Source organism: Peribacillus sp. NPDC006672 (assembly GCF_050274955.1).
Lineage (GTDB): Bacteria > Bacillota > Bacilli > Bacillales > DSM-1321 > Peribacillus.
Map to the genome: position 1 here is coordinate 158,346 of NZ_JBNNOR010000010.1, position 18,116 is coordinate 176,461.

The following is an 18,116-nucleotide window of genomic DNA, read 5'->3' on the forward strand; positions in this document are numbered from 1 at the left end:
GAAAGGAAGAATGTGCTATGAATCGAAAAACAGTTGTGTTAGTCGAGCCAAGTTTTTATGGTGTTAGTTTTGCAAAAGCTGCTTATAAGAAAGGATATAAAGTAGTATGTGTAGTGTCATCAGTAGAAAATCCAACAGTATACGGATATGAAGATGTGTTTCATGATCTCATTGAAGCTGATATCAGAGATGTGAATTCGGTATTAAAAGCTATTAAAGAGTCCATTTATTACAATAAAATTGATGCTTTAATACCGGCTACTGACTTCGCATCCGCTATTACTGCTAAAGTAGCTGAAGAGTTAGGTTTGAAAAATGTAACCTATAACGCTGCATTTCTAGCAAGGAATAAAGATTATGCTCGAGAAATTTATAAACAGCATAGTGTACCCAGTGCAAAATTTAAAAAGGTACAATCTTATGATGATGCCTTAATTGCTGCAGAAAGTATAGGATTTCCCGTAGTTTTAAAGCCTACTAATGCTGCAAGTAGTCAGAATGTTTTTTTTATAAAAGATAAAGAAAATCTTTACAACTCCATGAAGAAAATTCAAGAATTTAAATATACCTATATGGACTTCAATGTTAGAGATGAATATCTAATAGAAGAATATTTAGATGGAAATGAATTTAGTGTAGAACTTTTCTTATTGGATGGAAAACCTATTCTAAGTGTAGTAACGGAAAAGCAAACGTCTGATTTACCGTACTTTGTTGAGACAATGCATGTTTTGCCTGCACCTATTAACGAGGACTTAGAAGAACAAATTACTTTAACAGCATTAAAAGCTCTTGAAGCTATTGGATTAGTAAATGGACCTAGTCATGTTGAAATTAAAGTAACAAGCAATGGACCTAAAATAATAGAAGTAAATGGTAGACCCGGAGGTGACAACATATCATCTGATTTGTTGAAACTCTCATTTGGTTTAGATGTTTTTGAGAATACTGTGAATTACTATACTGATTCACCTATTGATCTCTCTAAAAAACATCAAAAGGGGTCTGCAATTGCCTATTTAACAAGTGAAGTAGAGGGAGAATTATTAGAGATTATTGGAGACAAAGAAGTTCTAGAACATGAAAATTTATCTAGATTAGAGATAACATGTAATCCAGGTGATCGTATTTTGATTCCTCAGAGTTCAGATGATAGACTAGGTTATGTTATTACTGTTGCAGAAACATCAGAAGAAGCAAAAATTATTGCTGATCAATTAATATCGCGTTTGAAAATATTAATTAAGCGGGAGCACACTCAAGTAACATCATAGAGTAATCTTGATTTTGGATTGGATGGTATATCTATAAGGAATTGTAAATTACGTGAATTATTTCTTATGATGATGAAAAGCAGGCTTATATATTTCATTAAACAAAAAATCTTGTTAATTATTGGTCGAAGAAGCACACTATATATTTTTTTCATCCTATAATATCTTTTAGGATTGGAGTTAAAGAATATTTAACATTGAAGTTGTGTATGGTGTATTAAGGTAATGAACTTAGTGGGATGCAAGGAGCAAAGGTATTAGTTATAGGTAATCATATTGTATATAGGGTTAACAGGTCAATCAATACAATCGTCATTTTACATTGATGACAGCCTATAAGAATATCGAAAATGAAAAATTCAGATATTATATCCTTAAGCAAAAGGCAGATGTTTTCCACGCAATGAAGAGCTTTTTTAAAGACGAGGAAAGTAAGAAGTATGCATAAAAAAGGGAACGTGGAGATGGCGATTTTCAAGTCATTATAACTGTAGGCTAAAAAGGCGTGCGATTCACATTGTACGTCTTTTTTTTAATGATTGGTTTTTTTGAAGATTCAGGAATTACATACGAAAAGGCCATTGCTCAACAGGAGCAATGGCTTTTTTCATATACACGAAACTTATATCATTCGTTTCGTTACTTCGATAACACGTTGTCCTAACGCTTTCACAGGTTCTTTATCCTGTAAGTAGGGTCTTTTTTACAAAATTTAATTAGAGACTTTCATGAGTTGTTACATATTCATTTTTTCCTGCACGCATTCCAGCAATGAAAATAAGTGCCGAAATAACGACCAACATAAATAAGGGAATTGTCCAGCTGTGTGTAACGTCATGAAGTAATCCGAATAATACCGGTCCAATGGCAGCTAAGAGATAACCGAATGATTGAGCCATTCCTGATAATTCTGTCGCTTCATGGGTACTTTGTGTTCGAAGACTAAAGAACATCATGGATAAACTGAAAATGGTTCCGACGCCAATTCCGATCAGGATCATGCATACTGGTATGAATACAGGGCTTCCGTACAATATGCCAAATATCCCGGTAATAATGAAAATGACAGGTGGGACCACTAACAGGCGCTGACTTTGTAATCGACCAGCTAAAATTGGCACAATGAATGTTATAGGAATGACGGCAAGCTGCATGATGGATAGCATCCAGCCAGCCTCATCAGCATTAAGGCCTTTTTGCTCCAGAATTTCGGGCATCCAGGTAATTACTGTATAGAAGATAAACGATTGCAATCCCATGAAAAAAGTAATCTGCCAGGCTAGCCCAGAACGCCATAAGTTAATGTTTTTAACCTTTTGAGCCGTTTGTACATCCTTACCTGAATGGAATGGCCGTCTTAATTGCGGCATCCAAAAGAAAACCGTAATAAGAGATAGAATTCCCCAGCATCCAAGGGCACCGGCCCAACCCATACCCGATGAAGAAGCAATGGGAATGCTGATCCCGGAACCTATTGCGCCACATAAATTCATGGAAACTGCATATGTCCCTGTCATCAAACCGATATTCCTAGCAAAGTTATGTTTTATCAGACTGGGTAACAATACATTGCCCATGGCGATGGCCAACCCGATTAAAATGGTCCCAATGAACAATGTCCATACGCCGCCAAGGGAGCGTATCCCAATCCCGATTGTTAATAATATCAAGGAAAGGAAAAGGGTGAGCTCCATTCCAAAACGGCGTGCTATCCTAGGCGCAAATGGTGATAATAATGCGAAAGAAAGCAAAGGCAATGTCGTTAAGGAACCTGATAGTGTATTGGAAATTCCTAAATTATCCCGAATCGAAGTGACAAGGGGGCCAACAGATGTTAAGGGAGCACGTAGATTGGCTCCAAGAAGAATGATCCCGATGATGAGAAGTCCCAACCGGGGTTTAATATCCATTTTTGTTTGTTCCAGTTTATTTGCCGCTTGATGAATGCCCATAATTTCCTCCGTACTTACTCTAAAGATTTTTTGAATTGTGCAATGTATTCATTCACTGTTTCGATTGCCCGGTTCACATCTTGCTCGATGATGGCATCTACAAGGTTGCAATGGATGTTCAAATGAAGGTTTGCATCAGAACTCATCTCGACTATCTGATGGATGGAATCATGAAGGGAGTCTTCCATATGTTCGTACAAATCAATCAATAAATCATTATGTGATGAACCCATAATCGATTTATGCAACTGTATATCCGCTTCTTCGTAAGCCTTGATATCCTTTGCTTTTGCAGCATTACTGCATGCTGTTATATAAAACCGCAATCTTTCTATATCTCCTTGGTTACGTCTTAGTGCAGCTAACTGAGCTCCCTCTCTTTCAAGGGCATGACGGACCTCCAATGTTTCTAATAAACTTGACTGCTGGATCCTTCTTTGAAATGCCGCCCCCAAGGCACTGGATGACTTTACGAATGTTCCCTTTCCTTGTTTCGTCACTAAAAGCCCTGCATAAACAAGCGATCGTACAGCTTCTCTTAATGTATTTCTGCTTACATCGAATTGTTGGATCAAATCCATTTCAGGAGGAATCTGATTGCCAATTTCCCATTCACCTGATTCGATTAACGATTCGATTTGGGAAACCACTTGCTCTACAAGTGATAAGCGATTTGTTTTAGATATGGACAATATATACACCTCGAATTTGTAGGATGATCGGGTCATTGGTTATTTTAACATATGTATGTTTAATATATATAAAGAATGTTGTTGCATAAGAGTATTTTGTAAAATCAAATTTCAATTTCCCATAAGAATTTGAAAAAGAAAAAATCCCTGAAATCAATAAATTCAGGGATTAAGACTGTAGACAAACTCGATGAAAATTGAGTTTAGAACCTCTTTTGCCTTCAGTCTTTTTTGTTTTAAAATGGAAGTATTAAAACTTGAGGTGATGAGGATGCTTTCTAAACATGATTCTATTCAGCGTTGATTACTTTAGATCAACTGGTGCCAGCGAACCATTTGGTTCGAAAAATTTAGCATGATCAAAGCTCCTAAAATAATAAAAGCTATTAAAGTTATTATTTTAATACCTGCAAACCAAAACTCGAGCTCCCCATAGTATTTTACTTGAGACAAATTTATTCCTATTATTACTGAAGCGCCAAGTATACTTAATAACCATAATGGTAGGAAACCAATATTGTAGAAAGCTTTCTGCCGCGACTATTTCTACTATGATCGCGATAATGAGATGTTGTACGTTCAAATTTGGAAAAGCGGTTGCCATCTCCCCTAATGCTGCCATTACAATAAATAATGCCTTGGCATAGGCCCTTTTTAAATCTTGATGAGTCCTTTCCAATTTATTCATGCCTTTCTTTTTATACAATTGAACGCTTTTATGTATAAAAACTTTGTTAATATATCCTGATTCGGGAAAATGTCAATTTAAACAGGGATACGGAAAGTGAACATCAGCAAAGAATACTTTTCTTTATTATCTAAAAGTATTTGAATTTTATGAAATAAAGTCTAATAAGTGACTTTTTATGAATGGAATGAAAAAAATTATGTGGGCAATTTTATTTAAAATATCGGAGGTTATTGGAAAAAGCTGATTTTGCATCGATTCTAAAAAAATACATATTGAACGAGAGTAAAAAAAATTATCTTAAATTGCATTTTCACTGTCATTTTGTTTGGTAGTGAATAAGATGATGTAACCAGTTCAAGTCCTTTTATAAAAACGAATAAGGAGATGTTCATATATGTCAGGTTGTGGTTGTGATGGCGGTTTTGGATTTGGCGGAGGTTTCGCCTTTATAGTCGTTTTGTTTATTCTTTTAGTGATTGTGGGAGCTAGCATTTGCGGCGGAGGATTTGGCGGAGGGGGCGCCCAGGGTTACGGATATGGAACATACTGCTGAATAACAAAAAACCGACCTTGATAGGTCGGTTTTTCTATAACAGATAAGGTTTAGAGTGGGAAATGACTAATGGGACTATTCGTTCTCATATAAAAAGGGGAGAGGAAGCGGCTGTTGGTCTTCGGATTCTTGTACCGGATCAATTTCCCTTATAAATTCTAAATAGCCGGAATATACCTGCGAGGCCATCCCTAAATATTGTAATTCAGTGTGGATGATACCCATCATTGGTGAATGGTGCATATACATTTTTGATCCCTCCTTTCAAAAAATAGGCCAGTCTCTTAAAAGAGAATCATAATGTTTTGTTATGGGGAATCATTCATATTCATTTAAAAGTTGGATGATCCAGGTTCGAAGGCTTCTGCATCTCTTTCTTCTACGACCATGCGCAGCCCACTCTTAGGCCTGAGCGTAAGGGACGGAAGTGGGGTTACTTCATGATGGTCAGGTGCAAGCTTTATCCTATATCGTTGAGAAATGCAAGCCAGGACAAGCACTGCTTCCATCATGGCAAAATGATTGCCGATACAAACCCGGGGTCCTCCGCCAAATGGAAGGTAAGCGAACATAGGCAGGTTTTTCAAAAAGTTGTTTTCAAATCGCTCAGGAATAAAAGAATCCGGTTGTTCAAAATACTTTGGATCATGCTGCATCACATAAGAACTTATTACAACCATATCGCCTTTTTTAAAGTGATATCCTCCTAAAACGACATCCTCCTCCACATCCCGGGATATCATAAAACTTGGCGGGTACATTCGAAGTGTTTCATGTATGATATTTTGAGTGTATGGTAATTTCATATAATCGTCAGGGCTGGGTGTCCTACGACCAATTATGCTATCTACTTCACTGAAAAGCTTAGATTGAATTTCAGGATGCATTGAAAGTGCGTACAGTGCCCAAGAAAGAGCATTTGCTGTCGTTTCATGACCTGCAAGAAAAATGGTCATTAACTCATCACGTATCTGTTGGTTTGTCATTCCTAATCCGTCTTCGGCATCACGAGCATCCATCAGGATTCCAAGCATGTCTTCATGTTTTACTGTGTCGGTCTTCCGTTTTTCAATAATGCTGTAAATCACTTTATCAAGGCTTTTTATCGCCTTTTTATATTCACGGTTGATTTTAGTTGGTACCCATAATGGCAAACGGAAAAGCGATCTCATTCTTTTGACTGCAACTTTTAATACAGTTTCCAGCGGTTTCCCTACAATTTTAGAGCCATCCGTGAATTCCATGCTGAACATGGTCTTGCTGATTATCCCCAGAGTGATGTCCATCATATCCTTTGTAATTATCCGTTCATCATTATGTTCCCAAGTTGATATATTAGCCATTGTGGTATCAATTATATCCTTGGCATAATGGCTAATATGATTCTTTTTGAAAGAGGGCTGAATAAGCCTTCTCTGGCGCATATGCAAGTCCTTTTCACTTGTAAGCAGACCTTCACCGATAAGTGGTTTTAAAACTTTGAAGTCCTTTGATTTAACGAAGGATTTTTGTTTTGTTACTAGTATTTGTTTTATTAAATCAGGGTTGGAAACGAGGTAAACATTTTGGAATGGTCCTAAACGGAATTCTGCAACCTCCCCAAATTCCTTGGCCAATCGGGTAAGAAAGCCAAGGGCATCTGTTTGAAACTCCTTTGTATGTCCGGAAATCAGCCTTCCCTTTGGCACTTTTTGAGAATTGAAGGAGACATCATCAGTGTGGCTCAATGTTGTTTGACCCCTTTCTTTAAAGTAATATATGTAATCATTCTATGAGGATAAGCTAAATCGGTTTGGACAAGTCATAATGAAAGGGCAGTTAAATTTTTTTTACTGCTATATAAAGGAAAAGAAGGGAAGTGAGCCTGCATTTAGCCATAAAAAAACTCTGGATAAAAGCGCCAGAGTTTTTTTGAGCCTAGGTTCAGAAGATGTACGATAATTTCCCAGTAGAGGAAACTCCTTGTTGTGGATAAGGACGCTTTAACTTCTTTCTTCATCGTCCCCATCCTGGAAACAATCATTTTTTTCATTAATGGGTCCACCAAATAGTTCATTGATTTCCTTAACCACACTATCTAAAAATTCATCGGATATTATCGGATTATTTTTTTTATGCATGTGATTCTCTGCAATCCTTTCTGGATCTCATGTGTTTGATATATGTTATCAACATAACCTCACTTACAATAAATTATTCTTTTTCTGTTCAATATTAGGGTCATATAATGGAGCTGACTAAACTCAAAAAATCATTCATTATCAAAGAAATCGAATGAAAAATGCAAGAAGTTATGAAAAAATAACCCAATCACCTCTTGGTAATTGGGCATAGGCTTTTATTCTCCTTATTAAGGAAACAACTGTCTTAAATAAGAAATTAGCTGATCACGAAGTTCAGGTCGTTTCAAGGCGAAATCTATTGAAGCTTGAAGAAAGCCGAATTTATCCCCGACGTCATATCGATTTCCCTCGATGATATAAGAATATATTGGTTCCTTCTCCAGCAAAAGGTCTAAAGCTTCGGTAAGCTGGATTTCCCCATTACAGTCGGGCTGTACGGTTTCAAGGGTTTCAAAAATGGCAGGTGATAAAATATATCGGCCAATAATAGCCTGTGTTGATGGAGCCTCCTCAACTTTTGGCTTTTCCACTAAGTTTCGTACCAGAAATAAATCCTCATATTGTTCTTGGAAATTTACAATCCCATACTTTGAGACTGCGGCAGGTGACACTTCTTTACACCCGATAATGCTCGCTCGAACCTTGTTATACCGTTCCATTAGCTGTTTCAAGGCTGGGACACGGCTATCCACGATATCATCACCTAACAGGACGGCAAAAGGTTCGTCTCCAATAAAAGTTTTGGCACATAAAACTGCATGCCCCAGACCTAATGGTTCCTTTTGTCTTACATAGTGAATATCCACCATATTAGAAATGTTATCCACGATTGTAAGCAGATCATTTTGTCCTTTCTTTTGTAGTAGCATTTCAAGCTCTATGGATTTATCGAAATGATCTTCTATGGCACGTTTGTTTTTCCCCGTAACGATGATAATATCTGTAATCCCCGATTGTACCGCTTCCTCGATAATATATTGAATGGTCGGCTTATCAACAATCGGCAGCATTTCCTTTGGTTGAGCTTTTGTAGCAGGTAAAAATCGTGTTCCTAAACCGGCTGCTGGAATCACGGCTTTCTTTATCATAGCCCAGCCCCTTTTTAAGGTTCTTTTATTCCGCTTTTTGTTCTACCCTTCATTTTATGTAGTCATTGGTTGACCTATATCAAAAAAAGGTGAAAATAAATTTCTGAAAAAGAATAGATTTACCATTGAAGCAAATATTATGGATATATGAATTTCGTCAAGAGGTGTATATTTTGCCAATTGAAAAACAAGAGCGAAAACAAATCCTTTATGCTTTACTCGTCATTATTTTATATCTCTCTCCCCTATTCATCCTTGGAGAAAATGCGCATATTCGTGTACATGATAATTTGGATTCCAACCTTGCCTGGTATAAAGTGCTTACAGAAAGCGGTGAGTTATTTGGTTCAATAAATGCCAAAATTCCACAGATTATGAATGGGCTGCCCCGAAATGCGTTTGGCAGTGAATTCAGTATTATCGTGTGGCTGCATGCCCTTTTTCCGACAATGGTTGCATATGCAATAAGTCAGGCATTAACAAGATTTATTGCTTTTTTTGGTATGTATATCCTATTAAAAAAACACTTCGTTACAGGGCGCCAATCGGGGTGGATTAGGGTAGGAACATCCTTAGCCTTTTCCCTTACTCCATTTTGGCCATCAGGAATGCTCAGTACGCTTGGGATGCCGCTTGCCCTTTGGGCTTTTTTGAATATCCGTAACAAGGACCACTCGTGGAGGAATTATTTGGTCCTTACACTTTTACCTCTTTATTCAAGCATCGTGCTTGGCTTTTTCTTTTTCCTTGTTGCAATGGGCTTTCTTTGGATAACGGATGTGATTAGGAGAAAAGGATGGAATTTAAAGTTTTTTCTTTCAATCGTTTATATGACCTTCATTTTTGGTCTTGTTGAGTATCGTTTGATCGCTTCTTTCATTTTTGATTCGGAGCCAAACAGCAGGGATGAATATTTTCACGCAAAGCTACCGCTCGAGTGGGTCATCAAGCTTACTTTCAAAAATTTCGTTCTTGGACATACGCATGTCATGACTGTACATGCACTTATCATCCTGCCGATAACAGCTTTTGCCCTTTATATTATTTTGATCAAAAAACTGTGGAGACAGGAAAAGGTTTTTGTTTTTTTGTTCGGTTTGAATTTTATGCTCTCCGCGTGGTATGCATTTTGGTTTTATAAAGGATGGCTTCCTTTAACAGAAAGGTTCCACACCTTGGATACTTTTAATTTTGCCAGATTTCACTTTTTAAGGCCGATGGTGATTTACTTGGGGTTTGCGCTCGCCATAAAAATCATCTGGGAACACAGTGAATTTGCTAAGAAAACCCTTTCAATCTTCATTGCCGTTCAAGTTATGGTTTTAATGGGTTTCAATGAAGAAATCACTTACAATAAAAAACCATCTTTTAAAGAGTTCTATGCAGAAAGCCTTTTTCAGGATATAGAAGAGCATATTGGCCTCCCACAAGAAGAATATCGGGTTGCAAGCATTGGTCTACATCCTGCTATCGCCCAATTTAATGGGTTTTACACGCTCGATAGCTATAACAATTTCTATCCGCTTACATACAAACATCAATTTCGTCAAATAATTGAAAACGAATTGGCTAAGAATAAAAACATCAGAATCTACTTTGATGAATGGGGAGGACGTTGTTACCTATTTGTTGATGAGCTTGGTAAGCATTATATGTTCAAAAAAGGCTCGAAGAAAGAGTTGGATAATTTGGAGCTTAATGTAGATGCGTTTAAAGGATTAGGCGGCAAGTATATTTTTTCTGCCATACCAATCAATAACGCGAAGGCAAACGGGTTGGAATTGGATAGGATTTTCACAAAGAAAGGGACCGTATGGAAAATTCATTTATACAGAGTCATTTGAAAAAGGGGGGGATATAGTGAATTCACCGATAGTGACGATTGTTGTACCTTGTTATAACGAAGAAAGTGTCTTGCAGGATACCATTTCCCAGCTTTGTGGATTGGTGAAGGGGTTAGTCGAAAAAAATGTAGTTTCTGGTCAAAGTAAAATTCTATTGGTTGATGACGGAAGCAAAGATCAAACATGGAAGATCATATATAAGGAAACGATTAACAATGAATTTGTTCGTGGGCTAAAGCTTTCCCGGAATGCAGGCCATCAAAATGCACTCCTTGCCGGATTGTTAACAGCTAAGGAAGCCTCGGATTGTGTGATTTCAATTGATGCAGATTTGCAAGATGATATTCAAGTCATCCCTGAATTCATTCGGAAATTCACTGAAGGATGTGAAATTGTATATGGCGTGCGCCAGAAAAGGGACCTTGACTCATTTTTTAAACGAACATCTGCAACTGGTTTTTATAAAATGATGAACAAAATGGGGGTCAACCTTGTCTATAATCATGCAGATTTCAGGCTAATGAGCAAAAGGGCAATCGTGGAGTTGGAACGATTTGAAGAAACGAACCTTTTTTTACGGGGAATCGTCCCGCTTATTGGGTTTAAGACGGACTCTGTTTATTATGACCGCAAAGAAAGATTGGCTGGAGAAACGAAATATCCATTTAAGAAGATGGTTGCTTTTGCTCTTGATGGCATTACTTCCTTTTCAGTCACACCGATCCGGCTTGTATTATGGCTAGGATGTCTTTCCTTTTTCATTAGCTTACTTTTTGGTTCATACTTTTTATGGTTAAAGTTTTATGGGCAGACCGAAACTGGTTGGACCTCATTAATTACCTCCATATGGTTGATCGGCGGACTTCAGTTGATTGCTGTCGGCTTGATTGGGGAATATATCGGTAAAATCTATAATGAATCTAAACGCCGGCCTAAATATATTGTGGATCTGGATTTATTTAATCCGCTCGATTTAAAAAAACGGGAGCAACTAGATAATGAACGGACAAGTATTGAAAAACTATCTAAAACACACTAACTCCTTTATCCGCTTTTTATTGGTTGGAATAGTCAATACAGGGGTTGGACTTTCCATCATGCTTTTTCTCATGAATGTTCTTGAATTATCTTACTGGCTCTCGACCTTTTTCGGCAATGGTACGGGAGCAGTAACGAGTTTTCTGTTGAACAGGACTTTTACTTTTAGAAGCGATATAGATTGGCGGAGAGGGGCTGCCCGTTTCTTTTGCGTCATCCTTATTTGTTATTCCGCCGCATATTCTTTAGGCCAAGCCATCGCAAAATCCTTGGAAGGATCCGTTCATTTTTCCATACAGCAAAATGTGGCTGTACTTATTGGAACAATCTTTTATACAGTACTGAACTATATTGGCCAGAAATACTTTGTCTTTAAAAAAAGCAATTTAGGAACAATTCAAGAAGGAAGGAACTAATTAGAATCAAAGAATGCCCCTTTTAAAATGGATGGAAATCAAAGTGGATTCCGAGAAGCGAATTTTTGATTTTCAGCACGGAGTTTATTGTAAACCTATCGAATGGGGGCAGATCCGTTTAATAAGAAAGGTGAACCGTTGATAAATTAGAGATTTAAACAGTTTCGTAATTCGGTAATCTTTTCCTCAAGTATCACCGTTTTGTTCATGGATTTCTTAATAATTGATTGGGAAGTTTCTCTTTTTTAAACAAGTTATTCACCTTTTTCCTACCTTCGAATCATGCGCTTGGATCACTTATGTTATTTACGTCAGAACAAAGCCTCACTTACAATAAATGAAAATTTTACTGTGCAAAATTTTTATTTACTTTTCCATTTCACGGGAGTATGATAATCAACAGTTTCGTATTTCTAAATCGCTTAAACCTTATGGTACGGGGGACCCGTTATTGGGATTATTTATAATCCAAGGGGTGAATCCTTTCAAGGTAGGGCTACTCTTAGGTCCGAATCCGACAGCTAACCTCGTAAGCGTTATATGAGAAGGAAGGTGGAGCTTGTTAGACAAAAAAATGGATGTCTACAGGTCTATTTAGTTATGACTTGTAGGCATTTTTCCGTTTTTCTGGTTTTTACTATAGCTGTGTAACATAAACTTATAACTTAAAAATGGTGGTGGATTCTTATGTTATCTTCTATAAAGAGGTTTTTGATAGGAAGACCTTTAAAATCAAATGCACTAGGTGATCAAAAGCTTAACAAAACAAAGGCTTTGGCGATATTATCTTCTGATGCTTTGTCCTCGGTTGCTTATGGACCGGAGCAAATATTGATCGTTCTGATCACGGTCGGTGCTGCCGCATTCTGGTATTCCATACCCATCGCCATCGGAGTTTTGTTACTGTTGGCTGCTTTGATCTTGTCCTATAGACAAATCATTTTTGCTTATCCCCATGGCGGGGGAGCCTATGTGGTTTCAAAAAACAATTTAGGTATCAATCCAGGGTTGATAGCTGGAGGATCCTTATTGGTCGATTATATATTAACTGTAGCTGTAAGTGTTTCTGCAGGTACGGATGCCATCACGTCCGCTTTTCCCAGCCTTCATTCATATAATGTAGTCATAGCCATCATTTTTGTATTTTTGCTTACCATCCTTAATCTAAGAGGGGTTACGGAGTCGGCCTCTGTTTTGGCCTATCCGGTTTATCTATTCGTTTTAGCATTGTTCATCTTGATTGGTGTAGGAATTTACAAGATCCTGACGGGAGGAGTTTCACCGGAATTACACGCGCCAATCGGGACTCCAGTAGCGGGCATCAGTTTATTCATACTGCTAAGAGCATTTGCATCAGGAAGCTCCGCGTTGACAGGAGTCGAAGCGATTTCCAATGCAATTCCAAACTTTAAAGATCCAGCCCCGAATAATGCTGCAAAAACTTTAATAGCTATGGGTTCCTTACTGGCTGTATTATTTACGGGAATCGTATTCTTAGCTTACTATTTAAGCATTGTTCCTAGCGCAAAGGTGACGGTCGTCTCGCAGATTGCTGAAGTAATCTTTGGTCGGAATTTCATGTATTTCTTCATTCAAGGTACGACTGCATTGATCCTGATACTTGCTGCCAATACTGGCTATTCCGCTTTCCCCTTGCTTGCGGTGAATCTTGCAAAAGATAAATTCATACCAAGGGCGTTTACGATTAGAGGGGACAGATTAGGATATTCCAATGGAATTATCATACTAGGACTTGCATCCATCATCTTAATAGTCGCATTTGGGGGACATACAGAAAATCTTATTCCACTTTATGCGGTAGGGGTATTTATTCCATTTACGTTTTCCCAGACCGGGATGATTGTCAAATGGATTCGCGAAAAGCCAAAAGGCTGGGTCATGAAATTAACCATTAATACAATTGGTGCCACTATTAGTTTTATCGTCACGATGATATTCTTTTTAACCAAATTTACTCACGTTTGGCCTGTTTTGATTTTTTTACCTATCATCATATTAATTTTTCATCGAATTAGGAAGCATTATGAAGCAGTTGGTGACCAGCTAAGGATTACAACTTGTGAGCCCATCTTGCCAATAGAAGGTAATATCATTATTGTGCCTGTGGCTGGTATAACTCATGTGGTTGAGAACTCTTTAAATTATGCTAAATCTCTATCAGCACATCAGGTCATTGCCGTTTATGTTGCTTTTGAAAGAGAAGATGAAAAGAAATTTGAAGAAAAATGGAAAAAGTGGCAGCCAGATGTTAGACTCGTCACACTTAACTCTTATTATAGAAGTATCATTCAGCCATTAACTAAATTTGTGGATACAGTTGAACATAAGGCGAGTGAATCCAACTATAGAGTTACAGTGATCATCCCGCAATTCATTCCGAAGAAGGCCTGGCACAATATTCTTCATAACCAATCAAGTTTACTGATCCGCGCCTACTTACTTTATAGAAGAAATGTAGTTGTTGCGACAGTGCCCTATCATTTGAAAAAGTAATTTCCATTATTATCTAAATGAAAAGAAGCAAACCTTTACACGGTTTGCTTCTTTTCATGTTTACCGTAGTTCAAAGCAGTATATGTAATAAATTTTATCACTTAAAAGGGTTTTGGAAATGCTTGTCGAAAACATAAAAACAACACGCTCATGCTGGAAATGCCAGGCATTGAAATAATGATAAAGTTCCTGAAATGTGAAGTATATAGATACCATTCAACCGTTGTAAATCCGCAAAAAGAAAATAGGTAAGTACTCCGAATTAAGAATTCCAGTTTTCTGGTCTGATAATGTAATATAATAGGAGCGTGATGATTGTTGAGCATCATTCAGAGTTTCAAAAACTTTGATTACTTTCCATTTCAACCGGAATTCGAGACACTTACGGATTACTATATAGAATATAAACAAAGAAATTCAGACTATTCAACTACATTATTCTATCAATTTAAAATTAATCAAGATTTAATGGATCCCATGTCCGTTATTCCAGATGGGTGCATAGATATATTATTTTATTGCGATCCCGTTAGACCCGCCGCAAATGTATGTGGGACTGTCCTAAAGTACAAAAAGATAAACTTTCAGGCTAATTGTGAATATTTCGGTGTGAGGTTTTTACCTAAACAAGAAACCCAGCATTTTAAATATTCCATGAAGGAAGTGATTGATTGCCAAATTCCATTAGCTGATATGATCACAATTGAACCTACCATTATGGAAAGGTTAATAAATGAACAGGGTTTTCGTGGAAGAATAAAACTTTTCAAAGAAGAAATAGGGAATAATATATTTGCATGTAATGATTTGCCTGCAATAATAGATTATTCCTTGAATAAAATATATTCTACTAAAGGAAATGTAAATATGAACCAGTTGGCTGTTGAGACAGGATATTCTACAAGATACTTGCGAAAGCAATTCGATGCTCATGTAGGAATGCCGCCAAAATTATTTAGCCAAATAGTGAGGTTCCAGAACTCCCTGCATATGATATTGAACAAACAGTTCCTTACAGTATGGGATGTAATTAATGAGAATGGATTTTATGATCAATCACATTTAATTAATGAATTTAAAAAGTTTGGTTATCTGACTCCTAATAAATTCATGCATACCGTCTCAAAGAAATTGTCTGATCAAACCAATTAAGTTCAATATTTTGTTTCCTGGTATATATAGTGATTCTAGTGACAAGATCCCGTTCAAGATGACGAGGATCTATTTTGTTTGGTTTTTTATTGTGTTATAAATTTTCAAAATGTTCCGATTTTTACAATAAAAATAAAGTGTGTAGCCTTATTGTTTTAATAGATAGAAATGGCTGTTTAAGAAATTTCCACTCGAAAGGGGAATGATGATGGGGAAGAAATATCAATTGTTCATTGATGGGAAATGGGTTGATTCTTTATCCGGAAAAACATTTGAATCACTAAATCCTGCAACGGATGAAGTGAATGCTGTAGTTGCTGAGGCTGGTCCGGAAGATGTTGATTTGGCAGTAAAAGCTGCACGAAAGGCATTTGAATCAGGCCTGTGGGCTGAAATGACACCGGGAGATAGAGGGAGATTGCTAAATAAAGTGGCACAGGCCCTTTGGGAAAAAGCCGAAATGCTAGCCGAAGTTGAATCACAGGATAACGGGTTGCCAATCAACGAAACGAAATTCATTGCAATGCCAGCCATGATAGATGTGCTTGAATTTTATGCAGGATTAGCAAATAAAGTCCAGGGGAGCACCCTTGCTTCTCCTAATAACCGGTTCAATTTTACCCTGAAGGAGCCCATCGGCGTCGTTGGAGCCATAGTACCTTGGAACTTTCCTCTAATGTTGACGATGTGGAAGCTTGCGCCTGCTTTAGCGGCAGGCAATACGATCGTAATCAAACCAGCAGAACAAACTCCGGTAAGCATTCTGGAATTGGTTAAAATCTTTCAGGAAGTCGGAATTCCAAATGGAGTCATCAATGTCATTCCTGGATATGGGAAGGTGGCGGGTGAGGCCCTCTCCTCCCATCCTGACGTCGATAAAATCGCTTTTACGGGCTCAACTCATACTGGCCGCCTCATCATGCAAGCAGCAAGTAAGAACTTAAAACCGATAAGCCTTGAATTAGGGGGCAAATCACCAAATATAGTTTTTGATGATGCTTCCATTGAAAATGCAGTGAATGGATCCATGTTTGGCATCTTCTTCGCCCAAGGTCAGGTTTGCGCCTCCGGTACAAGACTTTTTGTGCAAGAAAGCATATATGATCGATTCATGGATTCATTCGTGAAGAAAGCACAATCGATTCGTGTAGGGAATCCTTTAGACCAAACGACCCAAATGGGTCCGCAAGTTTCTTTACAACAATTAGACAAAATTGAACAATACGTAGCGGCTGGTCTGGAACAGGGTGCTAATCTTGTCATCGGCGGCGAAAGAAACAGGGAGGCAGGAAATGGCTATTTCTTCACGCCCACTGTTTTTGAGAACGTCACAAATGATATGACAATCGCCCGTGAAGAGATATTTGGTCCGGTTTTGTCGGTGATCAAGTTCAAGGATGAGGAGGATGCATTGAACAAGGCAAATGACACGTTGTATGGGTTGGCTTCAGGTGTATGGACCAATGATTTAAAAAGAGCGCATCGTATGGTAAGGGGGCTTAAAGCGGGAACGGTATATGTGAACACGTTTAGCATGCTTGATAGCGCAGCTCCTTTTGGCGGAAGGAAACAAAGCGGTTTTGGAAGGGAACTGGGTATCCATGCGATGGATATGTACACGGAAACAAAAAATGTATGGATCGATTTGAACGAGCAAGGCTTGAATTGGTATGGGGTGTAAGGGGAGTGAGCGTTCTATTCATCACTTCCTCGCTTGCAGGTTAACTAAGTTTCCTTTCCAGGATTCCGCTTGATAAACCGTATGAATGGGGTGGGGTTCACTGAATATTGGCTATATCTTCATCATATTGAATATGATTGTTTTAGGTCTCTCGATCCCGGCCGGCAGTGTCGCAATGGCGACCATTCCCGTATGGCTGTTTACAGCCATAACGCTTGCCATCGCTTGTATCATCTTACTGCCATCAGCGAAAATTTACGAGAAAATCAAGTGGAAAGAGTTCGGGTATAAAACGTACTTTGGAATATTCATGCAATCTCTTTTTACGGTGACATTATATACGGTATTCCTCCTATATGGTTTGAAATACTCTAGTGTAATAGCTGCTGGAATCATCAATAGCATGGTGCCTGCCGTAACTTTAGTTCTTTCCTTCATATTGTTGGGAGAGCGCTTGAACATTCGTAAGAGCTTATCCATCATACTAGCTGTTTCAGCTGTTCTGATAATGGAGCTCGCAGGTGCGAGTACGGAGGGGGAATCCAGTGCATTAGGGATTACTTTCATGATATTGGCGGTTGTTTCATTGGGATTGTTTTTTGTATATGCAAAAAAATTCGCAGTGGAGGTGCCCCCGGTGACGATGGCAGCAGGACTATGCTTAATGGGGCTGCTAACTACTTTGCCAGTGGCTGCTTATGAGGCAATATCTTTTGATTGGGGAAAACTGACGCCCAGTTTATGGAGTGCTGTCATTGCGTACTCATTGCTTGGTTGGGTGCTTGCTTATGTATTTACGTACTTAGGAATTCCAAAGGTACCAGCAAGCACCATAGGGATGGCAACGGCAATCATTCCGATTACTGCGATGCTATATGCCGTGTTATTCCTAGGTGATGAATTACGAACGGTAGATATCATTGCTACTGTATTATTAATTATTTCAATATTCATAGCAGAATCAAAAGAAAGAGAAAAGATAGGAAATGAGCTAACGCCAACTATCGAAAAAAAGGATGCAATAGGCAAATAAAAAACGTTGGAATTTGGAAGTCAGTTTGAAAGAAAAGATGACCGAAATAGATAGAACGATATTTT

13 protein-coding genes, 3 pseudogenes and 1 riboswitch are annotated in these 18,116 nt (G+C 38.0%); of the genes and pseudogenes, 10 read left to right on the top strand and 6 right to left on the bottom strand.

Annotated features, from left to right (window positions below):
• Window positions 1-17 precede the first annotated feature (17 nt).
• Window positions 18-1,274 carry an ATP-grasp domain-containing protein gene (locus tag ACQKKK_RS17670; RefSeq protein ID WP_427617737.1) on the top strand — a complete coding sequence of 419 codons (1,257 nt, stop codon included), beginning with the start codon at window positions 18-20 and terminating at the stop codon, window positions 1,272-1,274.
• Window positions 1,275-1,566: 292 nt separating this feature from the next.
• Window positions 1,567-1,722: pseudogene (locus ACQKKK_RS17675) on the top strand (sporulation protein YhbH); the annotation flags it as partial.
• Between the two features lie 268 nt (window positions 1,723-1,990).
• Here ACQKKK_RS17675 and ACQKKK_RS17680 read toward each other — a convergent pair.
• The 3 genes and pseudogenes from ACQKKK_RS17680 to ACQKKK_RS17690 all read right to left on the bottom strand — a co-directional run.
• Window positions 1,991-3,226, bottom strand: coding sequence for a CynX/NimT family MFS transporter (locus tag ACQKKK_RS17680; RefSeq protein ID WP_427617738.1), 1,236 nt, complete (start codon window positions 3,224-3,226; stop codon window positions 1,991-1,993).
• Window positions 3,227-3,240: 14 nt separating this feature from the next.
• Complete coding sequence (locus tag ACQKKK_RS17685) at window positions 3,241-3,918, bottom strand: FadR/GntR family transcriptional regulator (protein WP_427617740.1); 678 nt, start codon at window positions 3,916-3,918, stop codon at window positions 3,241-3,243.
• Window positions 3,919-4,272: 354 nt separating this feature from the next.
• Window positions 4,273-4,552, bottom strand: a pseudogene (locus tag ACQKKK_RS17690) (amino acid permease); the annotation flags it as partial.
• A 451-nt stretch (window positions 4,553-5,003) separates the two neighbouring features.
• Here ACQKKK_RS17690 and ACQKKK_RS17695 point away from each other — a divergent pair.
• Window positions 5,004-5,120 (top strand): annotated as a pseudogene (locus tag ACQKKK_RS17695) (YjcZ family sporulation protein); the annotation flags it as partial.
• Window positions 5,121-5,237: 117 nt separating this feature from the next.
• Here the strand turns inward: ACQKKK_RS17695 and ACQKKK_RS17700 are convergent.
• The 3 genes from ACQKKK_RS17700 to galU form a co-directional block, all read right to left on the bottom strand.
• Window positions 5,238-5,411, bottom strand: a complete 174-nt coding sequence (locus ACQKKK_RS17700; protein ID WP_427617742.1) for a hypothetical protein — start codon at window positions 5,409-5,411, stop codon at window positions 5,238-5,240.
• 83 nt (window positions 5,412-5,494) lie between these two features.
• Window positions 5,495-6,889 (bottom strand): cytochrome P450, encoded by a 1,395-nt coding sequence (locus ACQKKK_RS17705; RefSeq protein WP_427617744.1) that lies wholly within the window; start codon window positions 6,887-6,889, stop codon window positions 5,495-5,497.
• Between the two features lie 623 nt (window positions 6,890-7,512).
• Window positions 7,513-8,373, bottom strand: a complete 861-nt coding sequence (gene galU / locus ACQKKK_RS17710; RefSeq protein WP_427617745.1) for a UTP--glucose-1-phosphate uridylyltransferase GalU — start codon at window positions 8,371-8,373, stop codon at window positions 7,513-7,515.
• Window positions 8,374-8,552: 179 nt separating this feature from the next.
• On the opposite strand from galU, the gene ACQKKK_RS17715 reads away from it, so the two are divergent.
• The 7 genes from ACQKKK_RS17715 to ACQKKK_RS17745 all read left to right on the top strand — a co-directional run bounded on the left by ACQKKK_RS17715 (window position 8,553) and on the right by ACQKKK_RS17745 (window position 18,051).
• Window positions 8,553-10,217, top strand: a complete 1,665-nt coding sequence (locus ACQKKK_RS17715; RefSeq protein WP_427617836.1) for a DUF6044 family protein — start codon at window positions 8,553-8,555, stop codon at window positions 10,215-10,217.
• A 16-nt stretch (window positions 10,218-10,233) separates the two neighbouring features.
• Window positions 10,234-11,256 carry a glycosyltransferase family 2 protein gene (locus tag ACQKKK_RS17720; RefSeq protein WP_427617747.1) on the top strand — a complete coding sequence of 341 codons (1,023 nt, stop codon included), beginning with the start codon at window positions 10,234-10,236 and terminating at the stop codon, window positions 11,254-11,256.
• Entirely contained in the window at window positions 11,216-11,671 is a 456-nt protein-coding gene (locus ACQKKK_RS17725) for a GtrA family protein (RefSeq protein WP_427617749.1), read from the top strand. The genes ACQKKK_RS17720 and ACQKKK_RS17725 overlap by 41 nt, the downstream gene beginning before the upstream one ends.
• 409 nt (window positions 11,672-12,080) lie before the next feature.
• A riboswitch (cyclic di-AMP (ydaO/yuaA leader) is annotated at window positions 12,081-12,223 on the top strand.
• A 135-nt stretch (window positions 12,224-12,358) separates the two neighbouring features.
• The gene (locus ACQKKK_RS17730; protein ID WP_427617750.1) at window positions 12,359-14,185 is read left to right on the top strand and encodes an APC family permease; all 1,827 of its coding nucleotides are present in this window, start codon (window positions 12,359-12,361) and stop codon (window positions 14,183-14,185) included.
• A gap of 315 nt (window positions 14,186-14,500) precedes the next feature.
• Window positions 14,501-15,337, top strand: coding sequence for a helix-turn-helix domain-containing protein (locus tag ACQKKK_RS17735; protein WP_427617752.1), 837 nt, complete (start codon window positions 14,501-14,503; stop codon window positions 15,335-15,337).
• Window positions 15,338-15,545: 208 nt separating this feature from the next.
• On the top strand, window positions 15,546-17,018 hold the full coding sequence (locus ACQKKK_RS17740) for an aldehyde dehydrogenase family protein (protein WP_427617838.1): 1,473 nt from the start codon (window positions 15,546-15,548) through the stop codon (window positions 17,016-17,018).
• Window positions 17,019-17,103: 85 nt separating this feature from the next.
• A complete protein-coding gene (locus ACQKKK_RS17745) occupies window positions 17,104-18,051 on the top strand; it encodes a DMT family transporter (protein WP_427617754.1) in 948 nt (315 codons plus the stop codon).
• The last annotated feature ends 65 nt before the right edge of the window (window positions 18,052-18,116 follow it).

Excerpts from the sequence above, each read along its gene's own strand:
- ACQKKK_RS17740 (WP_427617838.1), top strand. The coding sequence starts at position 15,546 with ATGGGGAAGAAATATCAATTGTTCATTGATGGGAAATGGGTTGATTCT.
- ACQKKK_RS17680 (WP_427617738.1), bottom strand. The coding sequence starts at position 3,226 with ATGGGCATTCATCAAGCGGCAAATAAACTGGAACAAACAAAAATGGAT.
- ACQKKK_RS17725 (WP_427617749.1), top strand. The coding sequence starts at position 11,216 with ATGAACGGACAAGTATTGAAAAACTATCTAAAACACACTAACTCCTTT.
- ACQKKK_RS17730 (WP_427617750.1), top strand. The coding sequence starts at position 12,359 with ATGTTATCTTCTATAAAGAGGTTTTTGATAGGAAGACCTTTAAAATCA.
- ACQKKK_RS17745 (WP_427617754.1), top strand. The coding sequence starts at position 17,104 with ATGGGGTGGGGTTCACTGAATATTGGCTATATCTTCATCATATTGAAT.
- galU (WP_427617745.1), bottom strand. The coding sequence starts at position 8,373 with ATGATAAAGAAAGCCGTGATTCCAGCAGCCGGTTTAGGAACACGATTT.
- ACQKKK_RS17700 (WP_427617742.1), bottom strand. The coding sequence starts at position 5,411 with ATGTATATGCACCATTCACCAATGATGGGTATCATCCACACTGAATTA.
- ACQKKK_RS17670 (WP_427617737.1), top strand. The coding sequence starts at position 18 with ATGAATCGAAAAACAGTTGTGTTAGTCGAGCCAAGTTTTTATGGTGTT.